Below are 22933 nucleotides of genomic sequence, written 5' to 3'. Positions count from 1 at the left end.
TCCTCTTTAAATGAATAATGGAACTTGCGTCAATCCTGTCGTTTCATCCAATCCGAATTGCACATTCATATTTTGGACCGCCTGCCCGGCAGCCCCCTTCACCAAGTTATCGATTACGGAAACGATCGTAGCCCGGTTCGTCCTCGGATCCACTTTCACGTGAATATCACAGAAGTTGGAACCAGCCACTTGCTTCGTGCAAAATTTCTTCGAGTCATTCATAATCCTCACAAAAGGCCGGCCCTCATAGGTTTCTCTCAAACAGTTGACAAGCTGGTCTTCCGTGACGCCGGCATTCACTGGTGCATAGCTAGTAGTCATTATCCCCCTCGTCATCGGAACGAGGTGAGTTGTGAACGTCACTGGAACTTTTATATTGCTGAACTGGGCAATCCCTTGTTCGATTTCGGGGATATGCTGATGCTCGTGTATTTTATAGATCGATAAGTTTTCATTTGTCTCACTGAAATGCGTCATCTGCCCAGGTGTATTTCCGGCTCCCGATACTCCGCTTTTCGCATCGATGATAAGTGCCGAGGGATCTATCAGTCTCTCTTTTAGTAATGGCAATAAAGAAAGAAGCACCGCCGTCGGATAGCAGCCTGGGTTCGCGATGAGCTGCGCGTTTTTAATCGTTTCGTAATTCCATTCCGTCAATCCGTAGGCGCTTAGCTCGATCGCTTCAGCCGGTGCAGGAGTCTTTTTATACCATTGCTCATACTCCGCTGTATCTTTTAAACGGAAGTCTCCGGACAAATCGATCAGTTTTGGTCCACTGCCGATGAGCGGTGGCAGTAAATGGCTCGTCACTCCCGCCGGGGTACTCGCAAACAGCACATCATAACTCTTCAACTGTGCAAGATCGATTTTCAGAAGAGGCTGATCATACAGGTTTGTAACATGTGGAAATTTGGCGGAAAACGATGTCCCCTCATCTGATGATGTGAATAAATCGATTTTTTCCACTTCCGGATGATTGTGCAGCAATCGAATCAATTCAAGCCCGCCATACCCGGTAGCTCCAATGATTCCTATCTTCATGTCCCCCACCCCTTTTATCGTTAGGAATAGTATACGTATGCATAAATATAAAGTCAACTGTATTATTATAAATTATGTTGTGATTTATTATTCACCGATTCGTGATTGGAGTTTTGAATTAAAGGAGAATATGCTATACTAGTGTTATTATCAGGTACTAATATTAGGTAATAGTTTTCTACCGATTGAGGAGGCCACTATGGAAGATTTATTGAAGCTTAAAGGAAAGAATATTGTCGTTATGGGTGTTGCAAACGAGCGAAGCATCGCGTGGGGGGTAGCGAAATCCCTTTTTGAAGTCGGGGCGAATGTTATTTTCACGTACCGTAAAGAACGATCCCTTGCCAAGCTCGAGAAAGCATTAGAAAGCAATGGACTGGAACCGAAAATGATCGTCCAATGTGATGTGAATGAAGATGAAAGCATTCAACATGCATTTACATTGATCGGCGAAACGCTCGGTACAATCCACGGAATCGTCCACTCGATCGCATTTGCGCATGCAGAAGATCTACGCAATGATTTTGTAGAAACAACACGGAGCGGTTATGCATTCGCTCAAGATTCGAGCGCATATTCCCTCGTTGCAACTGCTAGAGAAGCGCGTCGCTTCATGACAGAAGGCGGCTCGATCATCACGATGAGCTATTTAGGTGCTGAACGGGTGCTCGACGGATACAATGTCATGGGTGTTGCAAAGGCTGCGCTTGAAGCATCCGTCAAATATTTGGCTAATGATTTAGGAAAAGAAGCAATCCGCGTAAACGCGATTTCAGCAGGCGCTGTCCGTACCCTTTCCGCGAAAGGCGTTCCTTCCTTCAACACGATTTTGGGGCAAATCGAAGAAAAAGCTCCGTTAAGACGAAATATTACAAATGAAGAAGTCGCGAAGATGTCGATTGCAATGTTAAGCGATCTTTCAAGCGGTGTAACTGGCGAGATCATTTACGTCGATGGCGGCTACAATATAATGGGATGAAAAAAGGAGCTTAGCGGCTCCTTTTTTTTGCTTTCATTTCGGGCGATGCAGGAAAACGATGAGTCATTAGTCCCGAAATGACGATAAGTTTAGGAATGTGACCGATAACTGTTGGAAACTGATCGATAACTACGTCAGATTGATCGATAACTATCGTGAAATGAACGATAAATTTGTGAAATTGATCGATAACTATTCCCACGACGGTTCGGCAACATTTCTTTTCCAAAATCGTCATGGCTATGAGGTGAAACTGATGAAAAAGAAGCCTATTTACGTTGAAATTAATATAGACTCGAGTATTGACAATGTGTGGAATGCTTCACAAGATCCGGACTTGCATTCGCAATGGGATTTGCGGTTCTCCTCCATCACCTATTTGCCGAAAAAAGATGATGAGCCGCAAATGTTCACGTATAAACGGAGCGTCACTTCCCTTTTCACCGTTGAAGGCTGGGGGAAAAGTACAGGAACATTCAATAAAGAAGATGGCACACGGTCTTCCTCCCTTCATTTCGGGACTGATCAATGGTTGTCGCCAATTAAGGAAGGAAAAGGCTACTGGAAATATGAGCCCCGGCAAAAAGAGACGAAGTTTTTGACGCAATATGATTATAATTCGAATTTCGGTTCATTCGGCAATGTGTTTGATGCATTCATCTTCCGCCCGATCATCGGATGGGGCACCGCCCTCAGTTTCGATGTGTTGAAAAGATGGCTTGAGAAAGGGGAATCTCCCCGTTCCCAATACTTCCGCTTTTTCTCGACATATGGGCTTGCCATCCTGTTTTCTTTCATATGGATCTATCATGGACTTATTCCAAAAATTATCGGAAGCCATCCTGAGGAGAGACGGATGTTGGCAGGTGCTCTACCATTGGAGGATTCAAAGCTAACTGCAGTTATGATCGTTATCGGAATTGCCGAAGTGCTGTTCGGAGTTCTCTGGCTTGTCTATAAGAGAAAAAAGCATTTATTCGCCTTGCAGCTAGCAGTATTTCCGTTGCTCACTATCGCTGCGATCATTGCGGCCCCTGAAGCGGCCTTCCACCCTTTCAACCCAGTGACATTCAATCTGTCATTATTTGTTCTATCTCTTATCGGTTATTGTACGAGTGAAGACGTCCCAACAGCAAAAAGTTGTAAAAGGAAAAGGTGAATGTACAAGTGTCGATTTATAGAACGGTTCTCGGAGAAAATTTCAAACGTTTGCATCCGATGCTGCAAAAACGTTATGACCTTGCAGATGGCAGTGTTTTTGAAGCGACGGGTACTATGAAGGAAATTAAAGGAGGCCCTAAGTGGTTATATCCCCTTTTTAAGATCGGTGTCAAATGGAAACTGCTTTTCCCAGAACGAGGAAAAAACATTCCTTTTTCGATCAAAAATACAGCCTATCTTGGCTCCAATGGCGAAAGTCAAATCCATTGGGAGCGCATCTTTCATTTCGGTTCGACAAAGCGCTATTTCAATGCGTTGATGAGCTTGGACGAAAAACGCATTGTCATCAAAGATTATCTTGGTGAGCCTTCACTAATCTATTCCGATTTGGCTTTCGACGTTTCGGATGATGGTTCACTGACAATCCATTCATTGAATCAACGTCTCGTCCTCGGTAAAGTAGAATTGCAGCTACCTAAACTCTTCCATGGTTTAGCGACGGTGACAGAACGTTACGATGAAGCGGATGCGATTTATCGTATAAACGTAATCGTACGGAATCCGTTGATTGGCCATGTCTTTTCCTATGAAGGGGAGTTTGTGCAGGATGCGTAACTTCGTACTTATTCACTTGCTTTTGTTTATGATCATCGCTGTTTTCAGCAAAGACCAGTGGCCCTATTTACTGCTGACGATTGCACAAATCGCTTATGTACCAATAGCTCTTCGTTTTGTGATGAATCGCGGAGATTGGTTTTCGAAGCGCTATTATTATTTTGCACTCCCTGCCTATGTATCAATTGCATGTATTCAAATACTGAAGCCTGATTGGTCCGCCATCCCTGCATTCATCTATTTGGCGTTCACTGTCTGCATCGCAATTTATGGATTGTATCGCTTTTCACATCGTGGATTCACAAATCTCGAGGAGTTCTCAATCGATCTGGGCATGATATACCTAGCACTTGGCGGCGGATGGTATTTTGCTTACGTTGCGGAAATCGATACGGGCTTCACTCCGTTATTGACATGGCTAACAGGCATTCATTTCCACTACTCGGCATTTCTGTTGCCTATTTTCATTGGACTTCTAGGGAGGTTGTATAAACCGCGGTCCTATTCGTTTTACACAGGACTATTATTGGCTGCACCGATGGTCGTTGCAATCGGCATAACCTTTTCTCGGTGGATCGAGTTGTTTTCTGTTCTTCTTTATATCGTTGGATTAGTAGGAATGATTGGCATCGCATGGCGCATTCGCTTTCCGAACCGGGTGCAAAAATGGTTAGTCGTCTCTTCATTCACATCACTTGGTCTGACGATTTTATTCTCGCTCCTTTACGTGCTAGGAAATGGTTTCGGTCTCACTTCCATTACAATCGATTTCATGCTTCGTTTTCATGGCGTCTTGAATTGCATTGTCTTTGCGCTATTCGGCATTGTCGGGTGGTCGTTGTCCGTTCCGATTTCTGCTACTAAAGAACCGAGCTTCCCAATTAGCCTGGTTAGAGGAAAAAAGCGTGCTGAACAGCTTGGGACTCCTGGAAAACATCGTGGACTTGTCGATGATATGAAACTATATGGAATAACCAAGGTTTCGCCTCGTATTATCGATTTTTATGAAAATACGATTGACTACCGGTTATTTGCTACCGTTCATTGGCATGCCTGGTTTAAACCATTTGCCTATCTTTATTCATTCATCAGCAGGAAAACGGAGCAGATCAATTTGCCGCTCCATCGGAATGAGGTTGAAATGACGGGCGATATTCTAACGTTACATGACGGCTTGGATGGACGGGAAGATGTCCGCGCTTGGCTGCGGAAAGTGGATGAACAATATGCATTCACCGCCCTTTATTCCCATCATCAATCGGATAAAGGCAATGTGTTCATGAACATCGCATTGCCGTTGCCTTTTTCTACGATGACTGGCGTCTTGGAGCTGATTGAGCATGGAGATGACTTGCAGTTGACGAGCAAGAAAACTTGTCCAGATTCAGACGCAGGAATCTATTTAACATCGAAATTCGGAAAGTATTTTAGACTTCCGTTTGAGGAAAATTTTGTTGTGAGTGAAACGGCAGAAGGCTCGCTGACCGCAAAGCATGAAATGTGGATTTTTTCGATACCGTTTTTAACGATTCATTATAGAATCCAGACGTAATGAGAAAAGCCAGAGGAATTCCCCTCTGGCTTTCTGTTGTTATGAGCGCAAAATAGCTGTTGTTGAGCGCAGGACGGCTGATTATGAGCGCGAATTTGCATTTATGAGCGCTTATTGGAATTTATGAGCGCATAGCAAGATTTTTGAGCGCAAATCGGTTTTTATGAGCGCGAAACCGACTATTATGGGCGCTTGGCCTTTCGACAGATTAGATTACTCCCCCACTTCCCTCATTAACCCCTTATTCCCTTTCGTCAAAATGTTTTCATAGTCAATATAGTCGTAAATGTCATCTTCGATTTTCCCACTGAACTCAGCAAGCTCCTGCACAGTCAAATCCTCGATCGCTTTCTTCTCCGCTTCGCAATAAATGATGATCTTCCCAACGATTTCATGGGCGTCGCGGAAAGGTGTTCCTTTCGCTACCAAGTAATCTGCCACTTCCGTTGCATTCAGAAAGCCCGCTTTGATGGCCGCTTTCATATTGTCTGCATTCACTGTCAATGTGTCGATCATCTTAGACATGATTTCCATACAATCAAGGACGGTGTCGAGCGCGTCAAAAAACTGCTCTTTATCCTCCTGCATGTCCTTATTGTATGTCAGAGGCAAACCTTTCAATGTCGTCAATAAGGCGAACAAGGAGCCGTATACTCTTCCGGTTTTGCCTCGAATGAGTTCCGCTGCGTCCGGGTTTTTCTTCTGGGGCATGATGCTGCTGCCCGTGGAGTACGCATCTGCCATCGAGATAAATTTAAATTCCTGGCTACTCCATAAAATCAACTCTTCGCTTAAACGGCTCAAGTGCATCATGATAATGGAGAAATCCGACATGAGTTCCAGCATATAATCCCGGTCGCTCACACCATCGAGAAAATTATCGACCGGCTTCGAAAAGCCTAATAGTGTTGTCGTCACGTTTCTGTCGATATTATGGGTCGTCCCGGCAAGCGCTCCGCAGCCTAGCGGGTTTTCATCGAGCAGCTCAAGTGCATTGCCGACACGTTTTTTATCCCGCTTGAACATTTGCTCATAGGCTCCCAAATGATGGCCGAATGTGACGACTTGAGCTCGCTGCAAATGTGTATATCCAGGCATGATGACGTTATTCGCTGCAGCTTTTACATGCAAGGAATCGATCAGAGTCTGCAAGCCGTCCATCACTTCGACCGCTTTATTCTTAGCATACAGGCGCATATCGACCGCCACTTGGTCGTTTCGACTGCGTGCAGTATGGAGCTTCTTCCCCGTTTCCCCGATTCGTTCCGTCAAATGCATCTCCACAAATGAATGGATGTCTTCGTAATCGCCTTCGATGACAAGTTCGCCATTGTCGATATCATGCAAGATGGATTCCAAGCCTTGAACGAGCAAATCCCCTTCTTCAGGTGTCAGCAGATCTGTATGGACGAGCATCGTAACATGCGCAAGGCTCCCTGTAATATCTTCTTTATATAATCGATAGTCTACCGGTAATGAAGTATTGAACTGCTCCATAATTTCATCAGCACGGCTTGTGAAACGGCCTCCCCAAAGTTTCATAACGTATCAACCTCTCGTATGTATTTTTATTCATTTTATTGTATTATAATAAATAAATCTAGCAATTGCAATGAAATCCGATTCAGGTCGACCAACCTATGTACCATTCCTTGCCCGTATTACTGGTTCCCGCTTTGATGGCCGCTTTCATATTGTCTGCATTCACTGTCAATGTGTCGATCATCTTAGACATGATTTCCATACAATCAAGGACGGTGTCGAGCGCGTCAAAAAACTGCTCTTTATCCTCCTGCATGTCCTTATTGTATGTCAGAGGCAAACCTTTCAATGTCGTCAATAAGGCGAACAAGGAGCCGTATACTCTTCCGGTTTTGCCTCGAATGAGTTCCGCTGCGTCCGGGTTTTTCTTCTGGGGCATGATGCTGCTGCCCGTGGAGTACGCATCTGCCATCGAGATAAATTTAAATTCCTGGCTGCTCCATAAAATCAACTCTTCGCTTAAACGGCTCAAGTGCATCATGATAATGGAGAAATCCGACATGAGTTCCAGCATATAATCCCGGTCGCTCACACCATCGAGAAAATTATCGACCGGCTTCGAAAAGCCTAATAGTGTTGTCGTCACGTTTCTGTCGATATTATGGGTCGTCCCGGCAAGCGCTCCGCAGCCTAGCGGGTTTTCATCGAGCAGCTCAAGTGCATTGCCGACACGTTTTTTATCCCGCTTGAACATTTGCTCATAGGCTCCCAAATGATGGCCGAATGTGACGACTTGAGCTCGCTGCAAATGTGTATATCCAGGCATGATGACGTTATTCGCTGCAGCTTTTACATGCAAGGAATCGATCAGAGTCTGCAAGCCGTCCATCACTTCGACCGCTTTATTCTTAGCATACAGGCGCATATCGACCGCCACTTGGTCGTTTCGACTGCGTGCAGTATGGAGCTTCTTCCCCGTTTCCCCGATTCGTTCCGTCAAATGCATCTCCACAAATGAATGGATGTCTTCGTAATCGCCTTCGATGACAAGTTCGCCATTGTCGATATCATGCAAGATGGATTCCAAGCCTTGAACGAGCAAATCCCCTTCTTCAGGTGTCAGCAGATCTGTATGGACGAGCATCGTAACATGCGCAAGGCTCCCTGTAATATCTTCTTTATATAATCGATAGTCTACCGGTAATAAAGTATTGAACTGCTCCATAATTTCATCAGCACGGCTTGTGAAACGGCCTCCCCAAAGTTTCATAACGTATCAACCTCTCGTATGTATTTTTATTCATTTTATTGTATTATAATAAATAAATCTAGCAATTGCAATGAAATCCGATTCAGGTCGACCAACCTATGTACCATTCCTTGCCCGTATTACTGGTTAATGCTATGCTTGGTTCACTGACGAAAAAAAGAGTGATGACCATGGTACTTATAGATACAGCAACAATAGATTATATTTTGCCCGACCCTTGACAACAATATGTCAAGGGTTTTTGTTTCCCCAGGGAAAATATGCTTGGAGGCCAGATAAATGACAACTAATCAAAACCATTCCATCGCTTCCGTTTTTGCGATTTGGATCAGCTTGATGAGCAATATCGTTTTAACCGTCCTGAAAATCCTTGTTGGGGTGCTGTTCAACAGTCCCGTCTTGCTGGCGGATGGCTTCCATAACGCTGGAGATGTCGTCGCATCAGCCGCGGCCTTGACATCCATGCGCTATTCACAACGGCCAGCTGACGACGACCATCCTTACGGACATGGGAAAGCTGAGGTCATCGGGTCTGGCATTGTTGCGATTATTTTAGGGATTGCAGCCGTTTATATTGGATATGAAGCTGTCAAAGCTTTCTTTGAGGAGCCGGCGAAAGCAAGTGGCATCGCTTTACTTACAGCCATCATATCCCTCGTCTGGAAGCAGGCACTCTATCTCTACACGATGCGCATCGGCAAAAAAGTGAACAGTAAAGGATTAATTGCAACGGCGTATGACCATTTGGCAGATGTCTATGCATCGCTCGCAGCTGTTGTCGGTATCGGTCTGGCATTGATCGGCGACGCCTATCAGATCCCTTTCCTGTTATACGGAGACCCTTTCGCAGGGGTAATCGTCTCTGTGCTCGTCCTCAGACTTGCTTATGAGATTGGGAAAGATTCAATGGATATTCTGATGGAAAGGAACGTGTCCGAAGAGCGGCTCCGGGAATTTGCAGCGTTGATTCGTACAGTCCCTGAAGTGAAGAGGATCGACAGGCTGCGTGCACGCGAGCACGGACATTATGTGCTTGTCGATTTACGGATTGGCATTTCCGGAACGATGACGATTCAGGAAGGCCATGATATTTCGAGTGCAATTCGGAATTTAATCATCAATGAACACGAGGATGTGGATGAAGTGCTCATCCATTTGAATCCTTGGTATCCGGATGAATAACCCGGCATAAGAGCTATGAAGTGATGTATACTGGTGAGTGAAAAGGAGTGTCATTGATGTTAAAAGATAAAATTACGCGATACGTCGCTGATAATGAATCATTGTTCCTTATTGAAAAAAAGTATGCAGTAAAACAAGGATTGATTGAAGAGAATAAGGAAATTAAAAGTAAAGATTGGAGCTTTCCAGTCATCGAAAGATGCTTGAAAGAGACAGAAGAAGTGATCAAAGTTGAATCGGAATCATTCATGAATGAACCAGTCTCTTACTTCACAAAGAACTCCGATGAATTTTTGTACGTCGAATCAAATGGACTTGATACAATCGGCGTCGATGGAATCGCTATTGAAATGGATGATGTTTTCGAAACGATCACTGTCCTCTTCGGTTTGAAAGTACAGAAGAAATGGGGCACTTTCCTGAAGGATTATTTGGCTGCGAATGTCGGCTTGAAAACCTATAGTGCCATGTTTTCTGACCAGGACGGACTATGGGATGTCAACATACCGCTCGACCAACTGGAAGGCTTTCAAAAGGATATGGCAATAAAAGATGCAATGGACCTCGCCTATCGATTCATCTTCAATTTGCTTGAAGCAATTGAGGCGGCAAATTGAAACATGCATTTGAAGCGGATAACAAGAAATTCATCTACACATATGTAAGGCAAACAGACGAACATGATCTTTGCCGATTGGAAATGAGAGCCTTTTTCGGCTTTGACAGTCCATCGAACGTCATCAAGAGCAGCGTAAAGATAGAACCGAGCAGGAGCCCTTTCATGAAGGAGCGTCTGGAGGTTCTATTTTCCGGTAACGACTTGGACGATATCATTGAGCAGGCATCTGAATTTGTCACCCATAAGACATTCAAAGTGACTTGCATAAACTCAATCGCCCTTGATACAACTGTAAAGCTCCATCATCCGGAAAGGCGCAGCATTGAGCGGAAGATTGGTGAAGTGATCCAAGGGGAAGCCGATTTACTGGAGCCGAATGTCAATTTCGGAATCGTCTTGCTGGATGAAGTTTGGCATTTCGGCATTTTAGTCGAAAGTGAGCCGATCTGGCGGTTTCATATGCAGAAGCCCCATATGTATTCCACTGCGCTGAGTACACGCGTTGCCCGGGCAGTCGCAAACATCGCTGTGCCGCATCCGGAAGGGATTCGGGCAATCGATCCTTGCTGCGGAATCGGCACGGTCTTGGTCGAAGCGCGCTCCATGGGCATTGATATTGTCGGCAGGGACATTAACCCTCTCGTCTGTCTCGGCTCCAGGAAGAACCTTGCCCACTTCGGGTTAGAGGGGGAAGTTGTCATCGGTCCTATTTCAAAAGTGACGGATACATATGATGCTGCGATTATTGACATGCCCTACAATCTCTTCACTCACATCACCGCTGAAGGACAACAGGATATTTTAAATGACGCTAGACGAATCACTTCGAGACTCGTCGTTGTCACGATTGAGCCGATGGATCATATGATTATTGAAGCAGGCTTTACGATTGTTGATCGCTGTGTAGCGAAAAAAGGGACGTTCGAGCGGCAAATTGTTGTTTGTGAATGAATGAGGAGTGTTCAGAGAAACAAAGGGGTGGGACGAGTGAAGAGGTTTGCCTGATTTCCAGAGGTTACGTCATTTTTTCCCTATGACGTAACCTCTTTATTTAATCACCACTGTTTTCACTTTTCCAAAAAACTTGGATCAGTGATGCACTGTATCAAAACATCAGGTCTATCCAAATATATTAAGTGACCTGATTGCCCGGCAAAAACCAGATTGCTTTTCTCGGTTAAATCAGCCTGGTCAATAATAAGTTCTTGCCATTTCTCTTCAAATACCCGCAATTCCGATTCCGGAAGTCCTTCCTCAACGCCTAGCTTAATACAGTATTCTTTATCCCTGCCGATAACTAATAGTGATACGTCGGGAAAATCACCTAATCCCTTTATAATTTCCGCATCTTTTTTCCAGTGTTTCAACTCACAACACATCGCCTTGTACAATGTTGGATTCAATTGAAATTCTAACAATCTCTCCTGTATTTTCAGTGGGAATTGTCTTTGTTTCGTAGTTAGCGAAGGACTTATTATTTTGCTCAGCTCTTCTCTGTTCATTGAAGAATAAATGTTACATTTTTCAATCCACGCTTCATCAGTAGATTCCTTCTCTAAAACAGGCAAATTTAATTTATCGAGAACGCTAAAATCAACAGAAGTAGAATCTACTAATACTACCCCTAGTATGTGGTTAGGATATAATTTTACAAAGTGCTGCGCGCATAATCCGCCATAAGAATGGCCAACCAAAACGATTGGCTCGCGGATCTTCAATTGAAGAAGCACTTGCTTTAACTCGTCAGCGACAGCTTGTGTCGTTCTGCTTTGATTTCCAATATCGCTCATTCCAAGACCTGGCCTATGAAACATAATTACTTTATTCTTATTACTCAGTTCCTCCGTAATTTCATGCCAATCATCAAAGGAACAACCCATCCCAGTCAATATAACGATTGGTATACCGCGGCTTCCTTTATGTAGAACTTCTATTTTTTTATTATTTACGACTAGATTTTGGTTAATTATAATCATCCTTTTAATATCGGATACACTTTCCTCTGAACTTCAAAGCGGATTTTTTGTTTACTTCATAATATGGATTTTTGTTCCAGAAAGGTTTGATTTCCATCCTGTCAAAGCACCCAATTATTGAACAACAGATTAATGAATTTATGTCCTCTTGCTAATAGGGATTAAAATATCAAAATGTGGATTGTTAACATCGCGATCATGCGGATATCTTTCGTGTTTTATCGGTAAACGATCGAAATATTCCACATCAGGCTCCCTAAATGGCTCATAGTCACTTTCCTTCAGACACTGAAAGATATTGTCATAAGTTTGGCCGATGTCTTGATCTTTTTTATGATGTGTACTTAAGTAAGTCATCGCTGGTACATTTAATTCGACCATGCCATTGAGGAGCGGTTGTTCTTCACTAACTTCATATATAGAATAATGTACAAACCCATCAGGTCTTAGGTGATATGACAGTCCTAATTGGACTTTTGGATTAACCGCATAGTCTAACTCCCCTACTCGAATGCTCATGGTAGCAATAAGTTCTTTTAAAGTATTAACCTCTGTGTATGGGCCCTCCCACTTTAATCCGATTCCTCGATACGCCGGTATCTCTACTATTTCATAATCGAAGTTTTTCATCATAAATCTCCTTTGTAATATAAGCTTTCTTTTTCTCTTGTAACTTGAATTCACAAAAATCAAACCCACTCTTGCTCTAATATGCTGTATAATAACGAATCACGCCAACCGTCTTTTATTAATAAATCCTCGCGCAGTCTACCTTCCTTTATCATTCCCACCTTTTCTAAGACTTTTAATGAACCAATATTTCTCGGGTCACAAGTTGCAAAAATACGATGGAGATGAAAATCACTAAAACCATGTGCAATTAATAGTTTCGCTACTTCTGTCGCAAATCCCTTCCCCCAGTATTGAGGATTCATTATGTATGCTATTTCGCCGACTCTATTGCTAAAGTCTCTAATATTTATCTCTCCTGCACCAACCATTTTGCCGCTTTCCTTAACAATTACTGCAAAGACAAATCGGATTCTCGGATCCTTCCCTGCATCTTTGAGAACTTGCTTCACGAAATCGTTGGATTCTTGCTCTGAGTTGGGTCCCCAAGGCTGATATTGACAAACCTTTTCTTGCGATGCATATTTGTGAACATCTATCCAATCGTTTTCTTCCATTTCCCTTAGAATGACCCTTTCACTTCTTAGGTTATAATTCATAAAAATCTCCTCCATTGACTTTATATCACCGAGATCGTTATAATCCTTGACTTTTAAACCAATTCAACGCACTCTGTTCCAATTCCTCTACAAAAGGCTTTTTAGCTTTGCTGTATACAGTTGTATCATCATATCGTTGAGCTAACTCTTCTTTTAAGGATGTATATCGTGCTGCTACATCAGGGTAAGCTCTTAAATAATCTCGCAAAATCAGATGTCGTTGTATTTGGAAGTTATCCTGCTGATAAACATGAATGTGATGGGTTCTGTTTTCTCCTCCTTTGCGAAACAACCTTCTGCCTTCAATCCCCCATTCACCAGCAACGTCATATCCCAGCGAATGCATCTGCTCATTGAACGTATCGATTTTCTTAATGTCTTTCACGAGACACATCATATCAATGACTGGCTTTGCCTTCATACCTGGAACAGCGGTACTGCCAAAATGTTCAAATTTGATTATTTCCTCACCGAATATCCCTCTCAAGAATAGGACTTCATCATTGAACAATTGAATCCAATTTTCATCGTACTCCGTCAACCTGATTTTCAAATTCATTCCTCCTCTCAAACTCCTAATTTCAGTATGCCAAAACCCATCTTCATAAGGATTCTTTAACATATCCGAAAAACGACATCTCACCGTTTTCATTTTCCACAATTCTATAGGGGGCGATTTGATCATAATATCTTCGAACAAATCTCCCTTCACCCACTGGGTAGATTTCAATGTGAAAATTTCCGGTAAATCTTGTAAAGTATAATTTGCCATCAATCAATTGTACTTCGATCTTATCCTTCAGGTATGTTCCACAATACGTTTCAAGCTGACTTTCTTTGATTTGAATCTCTTGGTGCTTAGTCGGGGCAGCTATGTCAACATGATGGATAATATCTGAAATTGCATTTCCCAATCTGTACTGATTTATCGCTTCATTATTGGAAAGAATGATGATGCAAATATCTTCATCGAAATAACTCTGCATATATGTACTAATTCCCAGGTGATCCCCTCCATGAGAATACCTGTCCGTCCCGTAAACATAGTGATGCTCCAGGCCATAACAGTAATTATTTTGGTTCACGCTAAAGAATCTTGTATACGCTTCCTCGGAAAGTAGTTTCCAATCTCGCAAACATGTATACCACTTATACAAATCCTCACAGTTTGAAACGATAGCACCTGCACCGATACTGAATTTCTCGTTAAAATACGGGCATTTTACGGTTTTATTAAAATCTTTTACGTAATTTGATGATCGGTTTTTAATAGGTTTACAGCCATCATCAACATCACTATTCATCATTTGTAAAGGCAGAAATAGGTGGTTTCTTAGAAATTCAACGTATGATTCTCCTGAAACATTTTCAATGATCCATGCAAGCAAATTATAGTTGGAGTTATTATAATCAAATGCTGTACCTGCCGGAGTTGTAGGTTTTTTATTAATATAATTCCGAAAAAAATAGTCTAATGAGTAATTCATTCTGTTATAACCGCCAAAAAAATCATCTTCAAAGTTCGTGAAATTATGTAATCCTGAGGTGTGCGTCAACAAATGATGAACAGTAATTGACTCGTCAATCTGCATATCATCAGGTAGGTAGTAGTTTGCAGGTTTATCGATATCCAGCATTTTTTCATCATAGAGAAGCATAATTGCAAAGGCCGTAAACTGTTTTGACATAGAGGCGATGGAGAAGCGCGAGTTTATATCATTTTTTATGTCAAACTCGATATTTGCAAAGCCATATGCATTTTTAAATAGTACTTCCCCTTTATTGGTCACTTGGATAACACCGTAAAAATCCCACCAGTCTAGATATTTATTAATATAAATTTCTAGTCTCGATTGTAGTTCTTGCATAAGGTCACACTCCATACAAAAGTAATAGACAGATCTAGCTGATTCCACCAGTTCAATTTAATATCTCTAATTCGTTTTGATAAAACCCATGTATAGCGCCTTCCAGTAACGATATTTTAGCAAATTTAAAATTCCACATAAAATGGATGAATACTTTTATCAAGACAGTACTCTATTCGTTGCCTGAAGTTCCCCACAGTTACCATCTCAAGGCCCTGTTCGATTGGAAAGAACCCTACTTCTAAACTCTCTGGGGAAGTTGTTAATTTGCCTCCTATCGGCTTTGCCAAGAACAGTGTATTACAAATTGACTTGTTTACATTCTGAAATATACCGCAGAATTCAAGAATTTCAATATCAATACCTGACTCCTCTTTCGTTTCTCTAATTGCAGCATCTTTCAAAGACTCGCCTTCCTCAACAATTCCACCTGGCATTTCCCAACCTCTCTGGGGACCTTTAATTAATAGGATTTCATTTTGATCATTGAGTACAATCGTGGCAGCAGAAATAAAATGTTTAGGTGGTGTGTAATCATTTGTTGTGTTTTGTCCCAAAGTCATTGCCCCCTTCTATGTTATGTGAGAAAAACTCTTAAAAATTATATGTCTTATAATCTCCCGTGTCCGAGGAATATCTAAGCACATTTCCATTAGTAGGAATCCCTTTGAAATAAGCGCCAATACAACCAGTGGTACATCTGTGGCCGGTAATGAGAATATTTAGGTCAGTATCTCCGTATTGCTATTCGAGTTCTTTCATAAAATCACACACTCTGCTTACAAATTCAGTTGGCTCTTCAATCTCTTTATAAATAGAAGTATCCGGTAATGATCCAACCATCTTGACTTCACTAATCGGTAAACCGTCAGCTTCACCTAGGTCAAATACATCTAATCTGTCGTCAACAACAGCTCGTACCCCCGTTATAATCTCGGCTGTTTGCACAGCCCTTTCTTGCGGAGATGAAAATACAAGATCAAACTTTATTTTTCGGATTTTATCTTTTAATACTTCAGCTTGTTCTACTCCAGTCTCGTTTAGCGGTAATCCCATTCTCCCTTGCAGTTTTCGGTCTTTATTCCAATCTGTTTGGCCATGTCTTACTACATAGATCATAAGAGCTCCCCTTTAACATACTTTTCTTTTGCGCCCCAACCAGAATGCGTTCAAATACTACATGTCTATAATCGAATGATTTCGTTCAATCCTCGTCCTATAATTGTTCATGATTCTAATCTGCTCTTCCGTCAACTTTTCTTTATTCCAGTACATATGCATTAAACTGTATTCGAATACTTCCTTTAATTTAATAAACAAAGGAAGGAGTTTTAATATTTCAGCAGGAAGGTCATGTTGCTCTTGGTATCCATCAATAATTGCTTTTGTGATATTACGTCCATAATCGACAATATTGCCGCCTCCCACAAACGAATACTCGATTGCGCTGTAGATTGGAACCGCTAAATCATAAATGTAAAAGTTTTTTTCACAGTCCTGAAAATCAACCAGGGACAATTTTGAATCCTCATCAACCAATACGTTTTCCAACCACAAATCTCCGTGCAACAACCCGTAGTTCGAGCGATTTTTTGGCAACCCTTGAATCGCTGATAAAACGTCTTGCGCAATCTCTCTAATTGCACTTTCTTCTTCAGGGATATATTTGAGAAAAGCGTATTCCTCGTTGTCATTCCAATCGTTGATATACTTTACCGGATGGATTTCTTCGAATTTCTTCGAAAAACGATGCAGTCTACCGATTTGCCGGCCTAGTTCTTTTAATACATCTGCATTCCACTGTTCTCTTGGTAATTGGATTCCAGGCGCTGCTTTGTATAAAACAGTCAACATTTCTTTGTTGCCAAGTATTATTTTTTCTACTACATTCCGGTTCAGTGAAGAAATTGCCGGCGATACTGCCAACCCTTCTTTATTCAGATAGTTTGTATACGTAACTTTTTCAAGCTGTTCATCGTAAGACTTATAATTGGTGACTCTGGCGAAATAAACGTCGTTCTTGGCAGTACATCGATACATCTCATTTGTTACCGATTGAACTGTTAGTAACTCTACTGGATACAATTCATTAAGTATCTTAATTAATTGTGTCGACTCTCCGTTATAAGTCATTTGAAAGTTCACCTTTCTAAAAATCAGATATTTCCATACATTTTATACATAATAGACTAAATTTACAATTCAAAAAGAGGATATATGTTCAATTTGAACATATATCCTCTTCGTTCTTTATTATTTTGAAACTTCTACTGTGTAGTCAGCCAACAGCCTTGCACCATAGCCCGTCGCTGATTTTGCATAATAGCCTGATGCGCTTGACTTGCTCATCATGCCGGCCATGTCGACGTGGAGCCATTTGCTGTTTTCCGGCACGAAGCGGCGTAGGAATAGGCCTGCTGTGATGGAGCCTGCAAAGTTCAATGAACTGATATTGTTCATATCTGCGTAATCACTTGCCAGCGACTTGTCGTATGCTTCGACCAATGGCATTGGCCAGACGAAGTCACCGTTTTGATCGCCTACTTTTTTCAAAATGAAAGACAATTCCTCATCGCCGAAGACGCCGCCGATTTCCGAGCCTAGCGCATTGACGATGGCACCTGTCAATGTTGCAATATCAACGATATATTCAGCATTCAGTTCACCAGCGCGGATAAGTGCGTCCGCCAAGATGAGGCGTCCTTCTGCATCCGTGTTGCCCACTTGAACTGTTTTTCCGTTTTTATAACGGATGACTTCACCCGGGAATACGGAATTTGCATCCGGCGTGTTTTCTACCATCGGAATTAACGCGATGACATTCACTTTTGCCTGAGATTCGACGAGCAGCTGCATGGCTCCCGCAACTGCTGCGGAACCGCCCATATCCATACGCATATCACTTAAATCTTTGCCGCTTTTCAGGCTGATGCCCCCCGTATCGAATGTAACGCCTTTTCCGACGAGCGCGACAAGTGGTTTAGAGGCATCCCCTTCATAACGGATTTCCACGAAGGATGGCTTGTATTTGCTTCCCCGGCAAACCGTCAGTAGACCGTTCATTTCCATCTCTTCCAGCTGCTCTTTGCCGTGGACGGTTACATCAACATCTTTCCCTTCGAACTTTTGCTTCAATACTTCAGGATACGATTCAGGGTTCAGGACGTCCGACAATTCATTCATCAAGTCACGTGAGAAGGCTGTTGCAGCAGCACGGATTTTTCCCGTTTGAATGGCTGCTTGCATATCGCTTTCATCTACTCGCAATTCAGTATTGAAACGTTCCGCCTCTGATTTATAAGATAGGAATTGATAGGAACCTAGATCCCAACCTTCTGCGAAGGCGGTATACACATCCTCTTTCGGCAAACCGGCAAACACATTCCCTAGGACACCTTGCTGCATAGTCGCCTTTTCCACCTTTTGCGCTGCCAAATCACGAGCAATGTTTCCTGCCGTCGCCCGGACCTTTTCCAAATTTGCCTTTTCGACTTCCTTGATGACGACGTAATGCGTGTCTTCAATTAAGACCGAACAATGGCCAGCCTTCTGCTGCGCAACAAAATTCTGCCGTGCTTCGTTCCCGCTAACCAGATCGTCTTTTGCAAAGATAATCTTCACTTCTGTCATTACCAATTCCCCCTACAACTATTTATTTCGATTACAGAAATAGTTTACCATAGGTCTGCATTTTTGAAAAAGTTATCGTTTATCAGCAATGACGAGGCAAAATGTTGCGAAAGGACCTAATAGCAGTGATAGGAAAAACCAATTCAGTCCGCTCCTATTTTTTCCTTGTGCAATTCCTGCGTTAATCAATGCTAGCGTTCCCCATCCAACGAAATAACTTCCTTCCATTACGTTTCCTCCTTAATTGACTACCTGTCCAGCCTGATTTTGTAGAAATCTCGCAGCTTCCTGCACATCATTTGTACAAAATAGCGTTTTGCTTGCGTCCAACACTACACGATCCTCCGCCTCAATATAATCCGTCAGCGGAATCGTATTAAAGAACTTCTTCCATTTATGTTTTTGCTCCAGCAGTTTAATTTCATTTTTAATATCTTCATGGATGATTTCATTTATCATAAAAAATGTTTTGTTCGTTTCCACTTCCGGAAATCGATTAGTAAGGATCTTTACTTGCTCTTCATTCCAATCGGCCTGCAATAAAGAAGTCGTAGATCCTACATTCTCAGCTGCATCCATCAATGCGTCTGTCCACGTTTCATACTGGTCATCGTCTAGTTCATTGACCGAAATGATGCCGACGTTGAAATACGTTGTGCTTGCTTCTTCTGTTTTCGACTTTTTTCTTCCGAACATGTTGGGTCCCTCCTACTTCATACCTCATATACGTGTGGTCAATGAAAAAGTTTCGGATAAATTATTTTTCACAGTACCTTGCAATGAATAATACCGTGTGCTATATTGTACCCAATCGGTATATTTGATAAGTCAGTATTGTTCAATGAACAATACCGGAAAGGAGAATGATTCATGAATATCCAATTCAAAAAAGGCGTGTTGAATTTATGTGTCCTCGTTCTTTTGGATAAACAGGATCGATACGGCTATGAACTGGTCCAGAAGATTTCAGACCAGATTTCGATTTCCGAAGGGTCAGTCTATCCTTTGCTGCGGCGCCTGACGAAAGAAGGCTATTTCACGACGTACCTTCAGGAATCGACGGAAGGGCCACCCCGCAAGTATTACAAATTGACGGATGCAGGACGGAACTATCTTCACGAGCAATTGAATGAATGGCGCAGTTTTACTGAAGGGGTTAATACATTGATTGAGGAGGGCGTTCGCCATGACTGAAAATCGATTTATAAGTGAGCTGGAACAAGCTTTGAAACGTTTGCCTGTAGATGAAAGAAACGATATTCTCCAGGATATTCGTGAATACTTCTTGAATGGCCGAAATGATGGAAAATCAGAAGAGGAAATTGCAGCTTCCCTTGGCTCGCCTGCAAAGATCGCAGCTGAGCTGTTAGAAGCCTACCCATTTGCAGAAACAGCTGACCTCGGTGACAGGCCGACGAGTGAAGTGATCACGATCCAGGATGACAGTTTTACAAAGGTGGATATTGAAGTCCAGCATGGCTCGCTTACCGTCCTCCCTTCCGATACGGCCGAAACGAGAATCGAGCTGACGGGGACGAAAGAGAAACTGGAACTGACCGCAGAAGTTCTCGGAGATACACTAAGGATTAAATTAAAGAACAAAACGCACTGGTTATTCTTATTCAATTTCAATACGAAGGGTGTGGCATTGAAGGTGTTCATTCCAAAGAAATTGTATCAATCCATTTCCATGAAATCGGATAACGGACGAATCCATGCCGAGAAACTGATTGGGAAACAGATTGAGTGCCGCACTGATAACGGGCGAATTGAATTGTCGGAACTTGCAGCGACTTCCCTCGAAGCGGAGACGGATAACGGCCGTATTGAAATTTCGAAAGTACAGTCGGACCGCCTGAAGGCAAAAACCGATAACGGCCGGGTAACGATGAGACATGTCGAAGCAGAATCGATTTACGCAGAATCGGATAATGGACGCATCGAGTTCGACCAAGTTGACGGGGAGCTGACAGCAATTACGGACAATGGCCGCATCGTTCTTGCAGGTGATAATTTGGACCGCAGCATCGATTTCCAGACCGATAATGGAAGCATTGAAATTACGACGTTGCACAAGGCGACGAATGCGACCATCCTAGCCAAAACTGGGCACGGACGCATCGATATTTACGGCGAGCGGAATTCACGCAGCCGTTTCGGCGAGGAATTGCACCAGATCCGGCTGAAATCGGATAACGGAAGAATAACTGTTAGATGATTCCTTAGTCCCTTTTTGGTGATAAATGAACAGATTCGATAGATAACTCCGGCGATTCAATAGATAACCTTCTCCATCCAATAGATAACTCAGGTTATTCAATAGATAACTTTCCATATTCAATAGATAACGATTCGAATCCAACCGAAACCTAATCGAAAGCATAAAAAGAGAGGGCGACCCTTCGCCCTCTCTTCAACTGTTTATGGAATACATCACATTATCGTCTTTCATAATAGTTATCTATGCTTCACCGACACTTTTTAAATTTCGTCCGCGCTAATTGGCGGGCGGAAGCATTTACATACCCTTTTTGAATGAAAAGAAAACGAATGAATATGATATAGTGAGGCATCTATTCATATATAGTATGATTATAAAAAACGCTTACATAACAATCGAAAAGAGGTCATGACAATCATGATGATTTTTGTGGATGCAGATGGCTGTCCAGTAATCAATGAAACAATCTCCATTGCAAAGCAATTCAATTTGCCCTGCACGCTCATCTGTGATACAGCGCATGAAATGCATCGTGAAGGGGCGGAGACGATTATCGTTTCCAAAGGGGCGGACGCTGTCGACTTCGTTCTAGTCAATAAAGTTCAAAAAGGGGATATTGTCGTTACCCAGGATTATGGATTAGCCGCCATGGTGTTGGCGAAGCAAGGTCATCCGATTGATCAGAATGGCAGATTGTATACAAATGAAAATATCGATCAGCTATTATACGCACGACATGCTGCACAGAAAATCAGGATGGCGGGAGGACGACTACGCGGCCCTAAGAAGCGATCGAAAGAAAGCAATGAAAAATTCAAATTGAACTTCCGCAGTTTGTGCAAACTACTACTTTCTCCAACCGATTGAAGCCCGCATATCAGCCGGGCTTTCATATTCGTTTCCCCAACTTCATAAACTACAGTAAATGCCATTCTATTTTCCAACCATCAACAGTTTACAATGTTTAGTAACTAACTTTCTAGGTAACAGATTGATAAAGATTATCGGAGGTCTATTCATGCCAAAAATTCTGTCTGTCAGTACTGTCCTGCCTCCTCATGAGGTGAAGCAGGAGGAAGCTGTCCAATTGACACGCTCCCTTTTCAGCCGAGAATTCAAAGATATTGAACGGCTGTTGAAAGTTTTTCAAAACGGAGATATTGAGAAACGGGATGTTTGCATGCCACTTGAGTGGTATGGACAGCCGCATAATTTTGAAGAGCGGAATGATTTATATATCCGCAACGCAATCGATTTCGGTGTGAAGGCTGTACAAGCATGCCTTAAGCAATCCGCTACATTGGCTCAAGCAGTCGATCCATCGGAAATTGATGCGATTTTCTTTATTTCAAGTTCAGGCATCGCTACGCCGAGCATAGATGCCCGCATTATGAACAGGCTGCCTTTCCGCGACGATGTAAAGCGGATTCCGATTTGGGGATTAGGCTGTGCTGGCGGGGCGGCAGGTGTGAGCCGCGCGTTCGAATATTGCACAGCCTTCCCGAAAGCGAACGTATTGGTCCTGTCCATCGAGCTCTGCAGTTTGACGTTCCAAAAGGACGACTATTCGAAGAGCAATCTCGTCGGGGTGTCCTTGTTCTCAGACGGCGTCGCCTGTGCACTCATTTCGGGGGATCAATCCGAAATTGCTACGAACATTCCGGTGCCCTCCATCATCGGCACCACCTCGAAATGGATGCCCGATTCCGAAGATGTCATGGGGTGGGATGTAAAAAACAATGGCTTATATGTCATCTTCTCAAAAAGCATTCCATCCATCATTACCAATTGGCTTGGGCCGTTCGTACATGAATTTCTTGGTTCACATAACCTTAACAAAAATAATATCACCCATTTCATCGCGCATCCAGGCGGCAAAAAAGTATTGACAGCTTATGAGGATTCATTAGGTTTCGATAGTTCAATGACCGATATTTCGAGAGATGTGCTAAGAAATCACGGCAATATGTCCTCCCCTACTGTCCTCTACGTACTCAAGCAATTCATGGAATCCGAACCGACTGCAGGCGATTATGGATTGATGGCTGCGCTTGGTCCAGGATTTTGCGGTGAATTGCTACTGTTGAAATGGGAATGAGGTGTCGCGA

Annotated in this window: 25 protein-coding genes; 11 read left to right on the top strand and 14 right to left on the bottom strand. The window is 42.7% G+C overall.

The window, feature by feature from the left end; translation table 11 throughout:
- Positions 1-6: 6 nt before the first annotated feature.
- Positions 7-1041: an N-acetyl-gamma-glutamyl-phosphate reductase gene (gene argC / locus M3193_RS00380; RefSeq protein ID WP_251623628.1), complete on the bottom strand. Its 1035-nt coding sequence runs from the start codon at positions 1039-1041 to the stop codon at positions 7-9.
- Between the two features lie 199 nt (positions 1042-1240).
- Between argC and M3193_RS00375 the strand changes: the two genes are divergently transcribed.
- The 4 genes from M3193_RS00375 to M3193_RS00360 all read left to right on the top strand — a co-directional run bounded on the left by M3193_RS00375 (position 1241) and on the right by M3193_RS00360 (position 5348).
- On the top strand, positions 1241-2020 hold the full coding sequence (locus M3193_RS00375) for an enoyl-ACP reductase FabI (RefSeq protein WP_251623627.1): 780 nt from the start codon (positions 1241-1243) through the stop codon (positions 2018-2020).
- Between the two features lie 97 nt (positions 2021-2117).
- Positions 2118-3179: a DoxX-like family protein gene (locus M3193_RS00370; RefSeq protein WP_353056352.1), complete on the top strand. Its 1062-nt coding sequence runs from the start codon at positions 2118-2120 to the stop codon at positions 3177-3179.
- Positions 3180-3187: 8 nt separating this feature from the next.
- Positions 3188-3796 (top strand): DUF4166 domain-containing protein, encoded by a 609-nt coding sequence (locus M3193_RS00365; RefSeq protein WP_251623626.1) that lies wholly within the window; start codon positions 3188-3190, stop codon positions 3794-3796.
- A complete protein-coding gene (locus M3193_RS00360; protein WP_251623625.1) occupies positions 3789-5348 on the top strand; it encodes a YndJ family protein in 1560 nt (519 codons plus the stop codon). The genes M3193_RS00365 and M3193_RS00360 overlap by 8 nt, the downstream gene beginning before the upstream one ends.
- A 213-nt stretch (positions 5349-5561) precedes the next feature.
- Here the strand turns inward: M3193_RS00360 and argH (M3193_RS00355) are convergent, their stop codons facing one another.
- Positions 5562-6890, bottom strand: a complete 1329-nt coding sequence (gene argH / locus M3193_RS00355) for an argininosuccinate lyase (RefSeq protein ID WP_251623624.1) — start codon at positions 6888-6890, stop codon at positions 5562-5564.
- Positions 6891-6972: 82 nt separating this feature from the next.
- Positions 6973-8100 carry an argininosuccinate lyase gene (argH, locus tag M3193_RS00350; protein ID WP_251623623.1) on the bottom strand — a complete coding sequence of 376 codons (1128 nt, stop codon included), beginning with the start codon at positions 8098-8100 and terminating at the stop codon, positions 6973-6975.
- 279 nt (positions 8101-8379) lie between these two features.
- On the opposite strand from argH (M3193_RS00350), the gene M3193_RS00345 reads away from it, so the two are divergent.
- Genes M3193_RS00345 through M3193_RS00335 form a run of 3 tightly spaced genes read left to right on the top strand, consistent with a single transcriptional unit; the run spans position 8380 to position 10852 of the window.
- Entirely contained in the window at positions 8380-9282 is a 903-nt protein-coding gene (locus tag M3193_RS00345; protein ID WP_251623622.1) for a cation diffusion facilitator family transporter, read from the top strand.
- A gap of 56 nt (positions 9283-9338) precedes the next feature.
- Positions 9339-9899 carry a branched-chain amino acid aminotransferase gene (locus M3193_RS00340; protein ID WP_251623621.1) on the top strand — a complete coding sequence of 187 codons (561 nt, stop codon included), beginning with the start codon at positions 9339-9341 and terminating at the stop codon, positions 9897-9899.
- Positions 9896-10852 (top strand): TRM11 family SAM-dependent methyltransferase, encoded by a 957-nt coding sequence (locus M3193_RS00335; protein WP_251623619.1) that lies wholly within the window; start codon positions 9896-9898, stop codon positions 10850-10852. The genes M3193_RS00340 and M3193_RS00335 overlap by 4 nt, the downstream gene beginning before the upstream one ends.
- A gap of 116 nt (positions 10853-10968) precedes the next feature.
- Here the strand turns inward: M3193_RS00335 and M3193_RS00330 are convergent, their stop codons facing one another.
- From M3193_RS00330 to M3193_RS00280, 11 genes are all read right to left on the bottom strand, one after another.
- Positions 10969-11877 carry an alpha/beta fold hydrolase gene (locus M3193_RS00330; protein WP_251623618.1) on the bottom strand — a complete coding sequence of 303 codons (909 nt, stop codon included), beginning with the start codon at positions 11875-11877 and terminating at the stop codon, positions 10969-10971.
- 138 nt (positions 11878-12015) lie between these two features.
- Positions 12016-12507 (bottom strand): GyrI-like domain-containing protein, encoded by a 492-nt coding sequence (locus M3193_RS00325; RefSeq protein ID WP_251623617.1) that lies wholly within the window; start codon positions 12505-12507, stop codon positions 12016-12018.
- Positions 12508-12566: 59 nt separating this feature from the next.
- Positions 12567-13106, bottom strand: a complete 540-nt coding sequence (locus M3193_RS00320) for a GNAT family N-acetyltransferase (protein WP_251623616.1) — start codon at positions 13104-13106, stop codon at positions 12567-12569.
- A 37-nt stretch (positions 13107-13143) separates the two neighbouring features.
- Positions 13144-13659, bottom strand: a complete 516-nt coding sequence (locus M3193_RS00315; RefSeq protein ID WP_251623615.1) for a GrpB family protein — start codon at positions 13657-13659, stop codon at positions 13144-13146.
- Between the two features lie 49 nt (positions 13660-13708).
- A complete protein-coding gene (locus M3193_RS00310) occupies positions 13709-14974 on the bottom strand; it encodes a serine hydrolase domain-containing protein (protein WP_251623614.1) in 1266 nt (421 codons plus the stop codon).
- 125 nt (positions 14975-15099) lie between these two features.
- Complete coding sequence (locus M3193_RS00305) at positions 15100-15537, bottom strand: NUDIX hydrolase (protein ID WP_435372005.1); 438 nt, start codon at positions 15535-15537, stop codon at positions 15100-15102.
- A 181-nt stretch (positions 15538-15718) separates the two neighbouring features.
- The gene (locus M3193_RS00300; protein WP_353056351.1) at positions 15719-16093 is read right to left on the bottom strand and encodes a histidine phosphatase family protein; all 375 of its coding nucleotides are present in this window, start codon (positions 16091-16093) and stop codon (positions 15719-15721) included.
- A gap of 57 nt (positions 16094-16150) precedes the next feature.
- Entirely contained in the window at positions 16151-17107 is a 957-nt protein-coding gene (locus tag M3193_RS00295) for a phosphotransferase enzyme family protein (protein WP_251623612.1), read from the bottom strand.
- 120 nt (positions 17108-17227) lie between these two features.
- Positions 17228-18604, bottom strand: a complete 1377-nt coding sequence (locus M3193_RS00290; RefSeq protein WP_251623611.1) for a leucyl aminopeptidase family protein — start codon at positions 18602-18604, stop codon at positions 17228-17230.
- Between the two features lie 72 nt (positions 18605-18676).
- Positions 18677-18832, bottom strand: a complete 156-nt coding sequence (locus M3193_RS00285) for a hypothetical protein (protein WP_251623609.1) — start codon at positions 18830-18832, stop codon at positions 18677-18679.
- A gap of 12 nt (positions 18833-18844) precedes the next feature.
- A complete protein-coding gene (locus M3193_RS00280) occupies positions 18845-19300 on the bottom strand; it encodes a hypothetical protein (RefSeq protein WP_251623607.1) in 456 nt (151 codons plus the stop codon).
- Positions 19301-19474: 174 nt separating this feature from the next.
- Between M3193_RS00280 and M3193_RS00275 the strand changes: the two genes are divergently transcribed.
- From M3193_RS00275 to M3193_RS00260, 4 genes are all read left to right on the top strand, one after another.
- The gene (locus tag M3193_RS00275) at positions 19475-19798 is read left to right on the top strand and encodes a PadR family transcriptional regulator (protein WP_251623604.1); all 324 of its coding nucleotides are present in this window, start codon (positions 19475-19477) and stop codon (positions 19796-19798) included.
- Positions 19791-20822 (top strand): DUF4097 family beta strand repeat-containing protein, encoded by a 1032-nt coding sequence (locus tag M3193_RS00270; protein WP_251623602.1) that lies wholly within the window; start codon positions 19791-19793, stop codon positions 20820-20822. Before M3193_RS00275 ends, M3193_RS00270 begins: the two co-directional genes overlap by 8 nt.
- 417 nt (positions 20823-21239) lie before the next feature.
- A complete protein-coding gene (locus M3193_RS00265) occupies positions 21240-21692 on the top strand; it encodes a YaiI/YqxD family protein (RefSeq protein WP_251627099.1) in 453 nt (150 codons plus the stop codon).
- A gap of 151 nt (positions 21693-21843) precedes the next feature.
- Positions 21844-22923, top strand: a complete 1080-nt coding sequence (locus M3193_RS00260) for a type III polyketide synthase (protein WP_251623600.1) — start codon at positions 21844-21846, stop codon at positions 22921-22923.
- Positions 22924-22933: the final 10 nt, after the last annotated feature.

Origin of the sequence: Sporosarcina luteola, from assembly GCF_023715585.1 — a bacterium.
GTDB lineage: Bacteria > Bacillota > Bacilli > Bacillales_A > Planococcaceae > Sporosarcina > Sporosarcina luteola_D.
This window is presented reverse-complemented; position numbering and strand designations above follow the sequence as displayed.

What these genes read in the sequence shown, in the direction of transcription:
- M3193_RS00320 (WP_251623616.1), bottom strand. Translation starts at nt 13,106, where the DNA reads ATGAATTATAACCTAAGAAGTGAAAGGGTCATTCTAAGGGAAATGGAA.
- M3193_RS00305 (WP_435372005.1), bottom strand. Translation starts at nt 15,537, where the DNA reads ATGACTTTGGGACAAAACACAACAAATGATTACACACCACCTAAACAT.
- argH (WP_251623623.1), bottom strand. Translation starts at nt 8,100, where the DNA reads ATGAAACTTTGGGGAGGCCGTTTCACAAGCCGTGCTGATGAAATTATG.
- M3193_RS00280 (WP_251623607.1), bottom strand. Translation starts at nt 19,300, where the DNA reads ATGTTCGGAAGAAAAAAGTCGAAAACAGAAGAAGCAAGCACAACGTAT.
- M3193_RS00295 (WP_251623612.1), bottom strand. Translation starts at nt 17,107, where the DNA reads ATGACTTATAACGGAGAGTCGACACAATTAATTAAGATACTTAATGAA.
- argC (WP_251623628.1), bottom strand. Translation starts at nt 1,041, where the DNA reads ATGAAGATAGGAATCATTGGAGCTACCGGGTATGGCGGGCTTGAATTG.
- M3193_RS00340 (WP_251623621.1), top strand. Translation starts at nt 9,339, where the DNA reads ATGTTAAAAGATAAAATTACGCGATACGTCGCTGATAATGAATCATTG.
- M3193_RS00330 (WP_251623618.1), bottom strand. Translation starts at nt 11,877, where the DNA reads ATGATTATAATTAACCAAAATCTAGTCGTAAATAATAAAAAAATAGAA.
- M3193_RS00270 (WP_251623602.1), top strand. Translation starts at nt 19,791, where the DNA reads ATGACTGAAAATCGATTTATAAGTGAGCTGGAACAAGCTTTGAAACGT.
- M3193_RS00285 (WP_251623609.1), bottom strand. Translation starts at nt 18,832, where the DNA reads ATGGAAGGAAGTTATTTCGTTGGATGGGGAACGCTAGCATTGATTAAC.
- M3193_RS00290 (WP_251623611.1), bottom strand. Translation starts at nt 18,604, where the DNA reads ATGACAGAAGTGAAGATTATCTTTGCAAAAGACGATCTGGTTAGCGGG.
- M3193_RS00360 (WP_251623625.1), top strand. Translation starts at nt 3,789, where the DNA reads ATGCGTAACTTCGTACTTATTCACTTGCTTTTGTTTATGATCATCGCT.
- M3193_RS00300 (WP_353056351.1), bottom strand. Translation starts at nt 16,093, where the DNA reads ATGATCTATGTAGTAAGACATGGCCAAACAGATTGGAATAAAGACCGA.
- M3193_RS00345 (WP_251623622.1), top strand. Translation starts at nt 8,380, where the DNA reads ATGACAACTAATCAAAACCATTCCATCGCTTCCGTTTTTGCGATTTGG.
- M3193_RS00310 (WP_251623614.1), bottom strand. Translation starts at nt 14,974, where the DNA reads ATGCAAGAACTACAATCGAGACTAGAAATTTATATTAATAAATATCTA.
- M3193_RS00275 (WP_251623604.1), top strand. Translation starts at nt 19,475, where the DNA reads ATGAATATCCAATTCAAAAAAGGCGTGTTGAATTTATGTGTCCTCGTT.
- M3193_RS00375 (WP_251623627.1), top strand. Translation starts at nt 1,241, where the DNA reads ATGGAAGATTTATTGAAGCTTAAAGGAAAGAATATTGTCGTTATGGGT.
- argH (WP_251623624.1), bottom strand. Translation starts at nt 6,890, where the DNA reads ATGAAACTTTGGGGAGGCCGTTTCACAAGCCGTGCTGATGAAATTATG.
- M3193_RS00260 (WP_251623600.1), top strand. Translation starts at nt 21,844, where the DNA reads ATGCCAAAAATTCTGTCTGTCAGTACTGTCCTGCCTCCTCATGAGGTG.
- M3193_RS00325 (WP_251623617.1), bottom strand. Translation starts at nt 12,507, where the DNA reads ATGAAAAACTTCGATTATGAAATAGTAGAGATACCGGCGTATCGAGGA.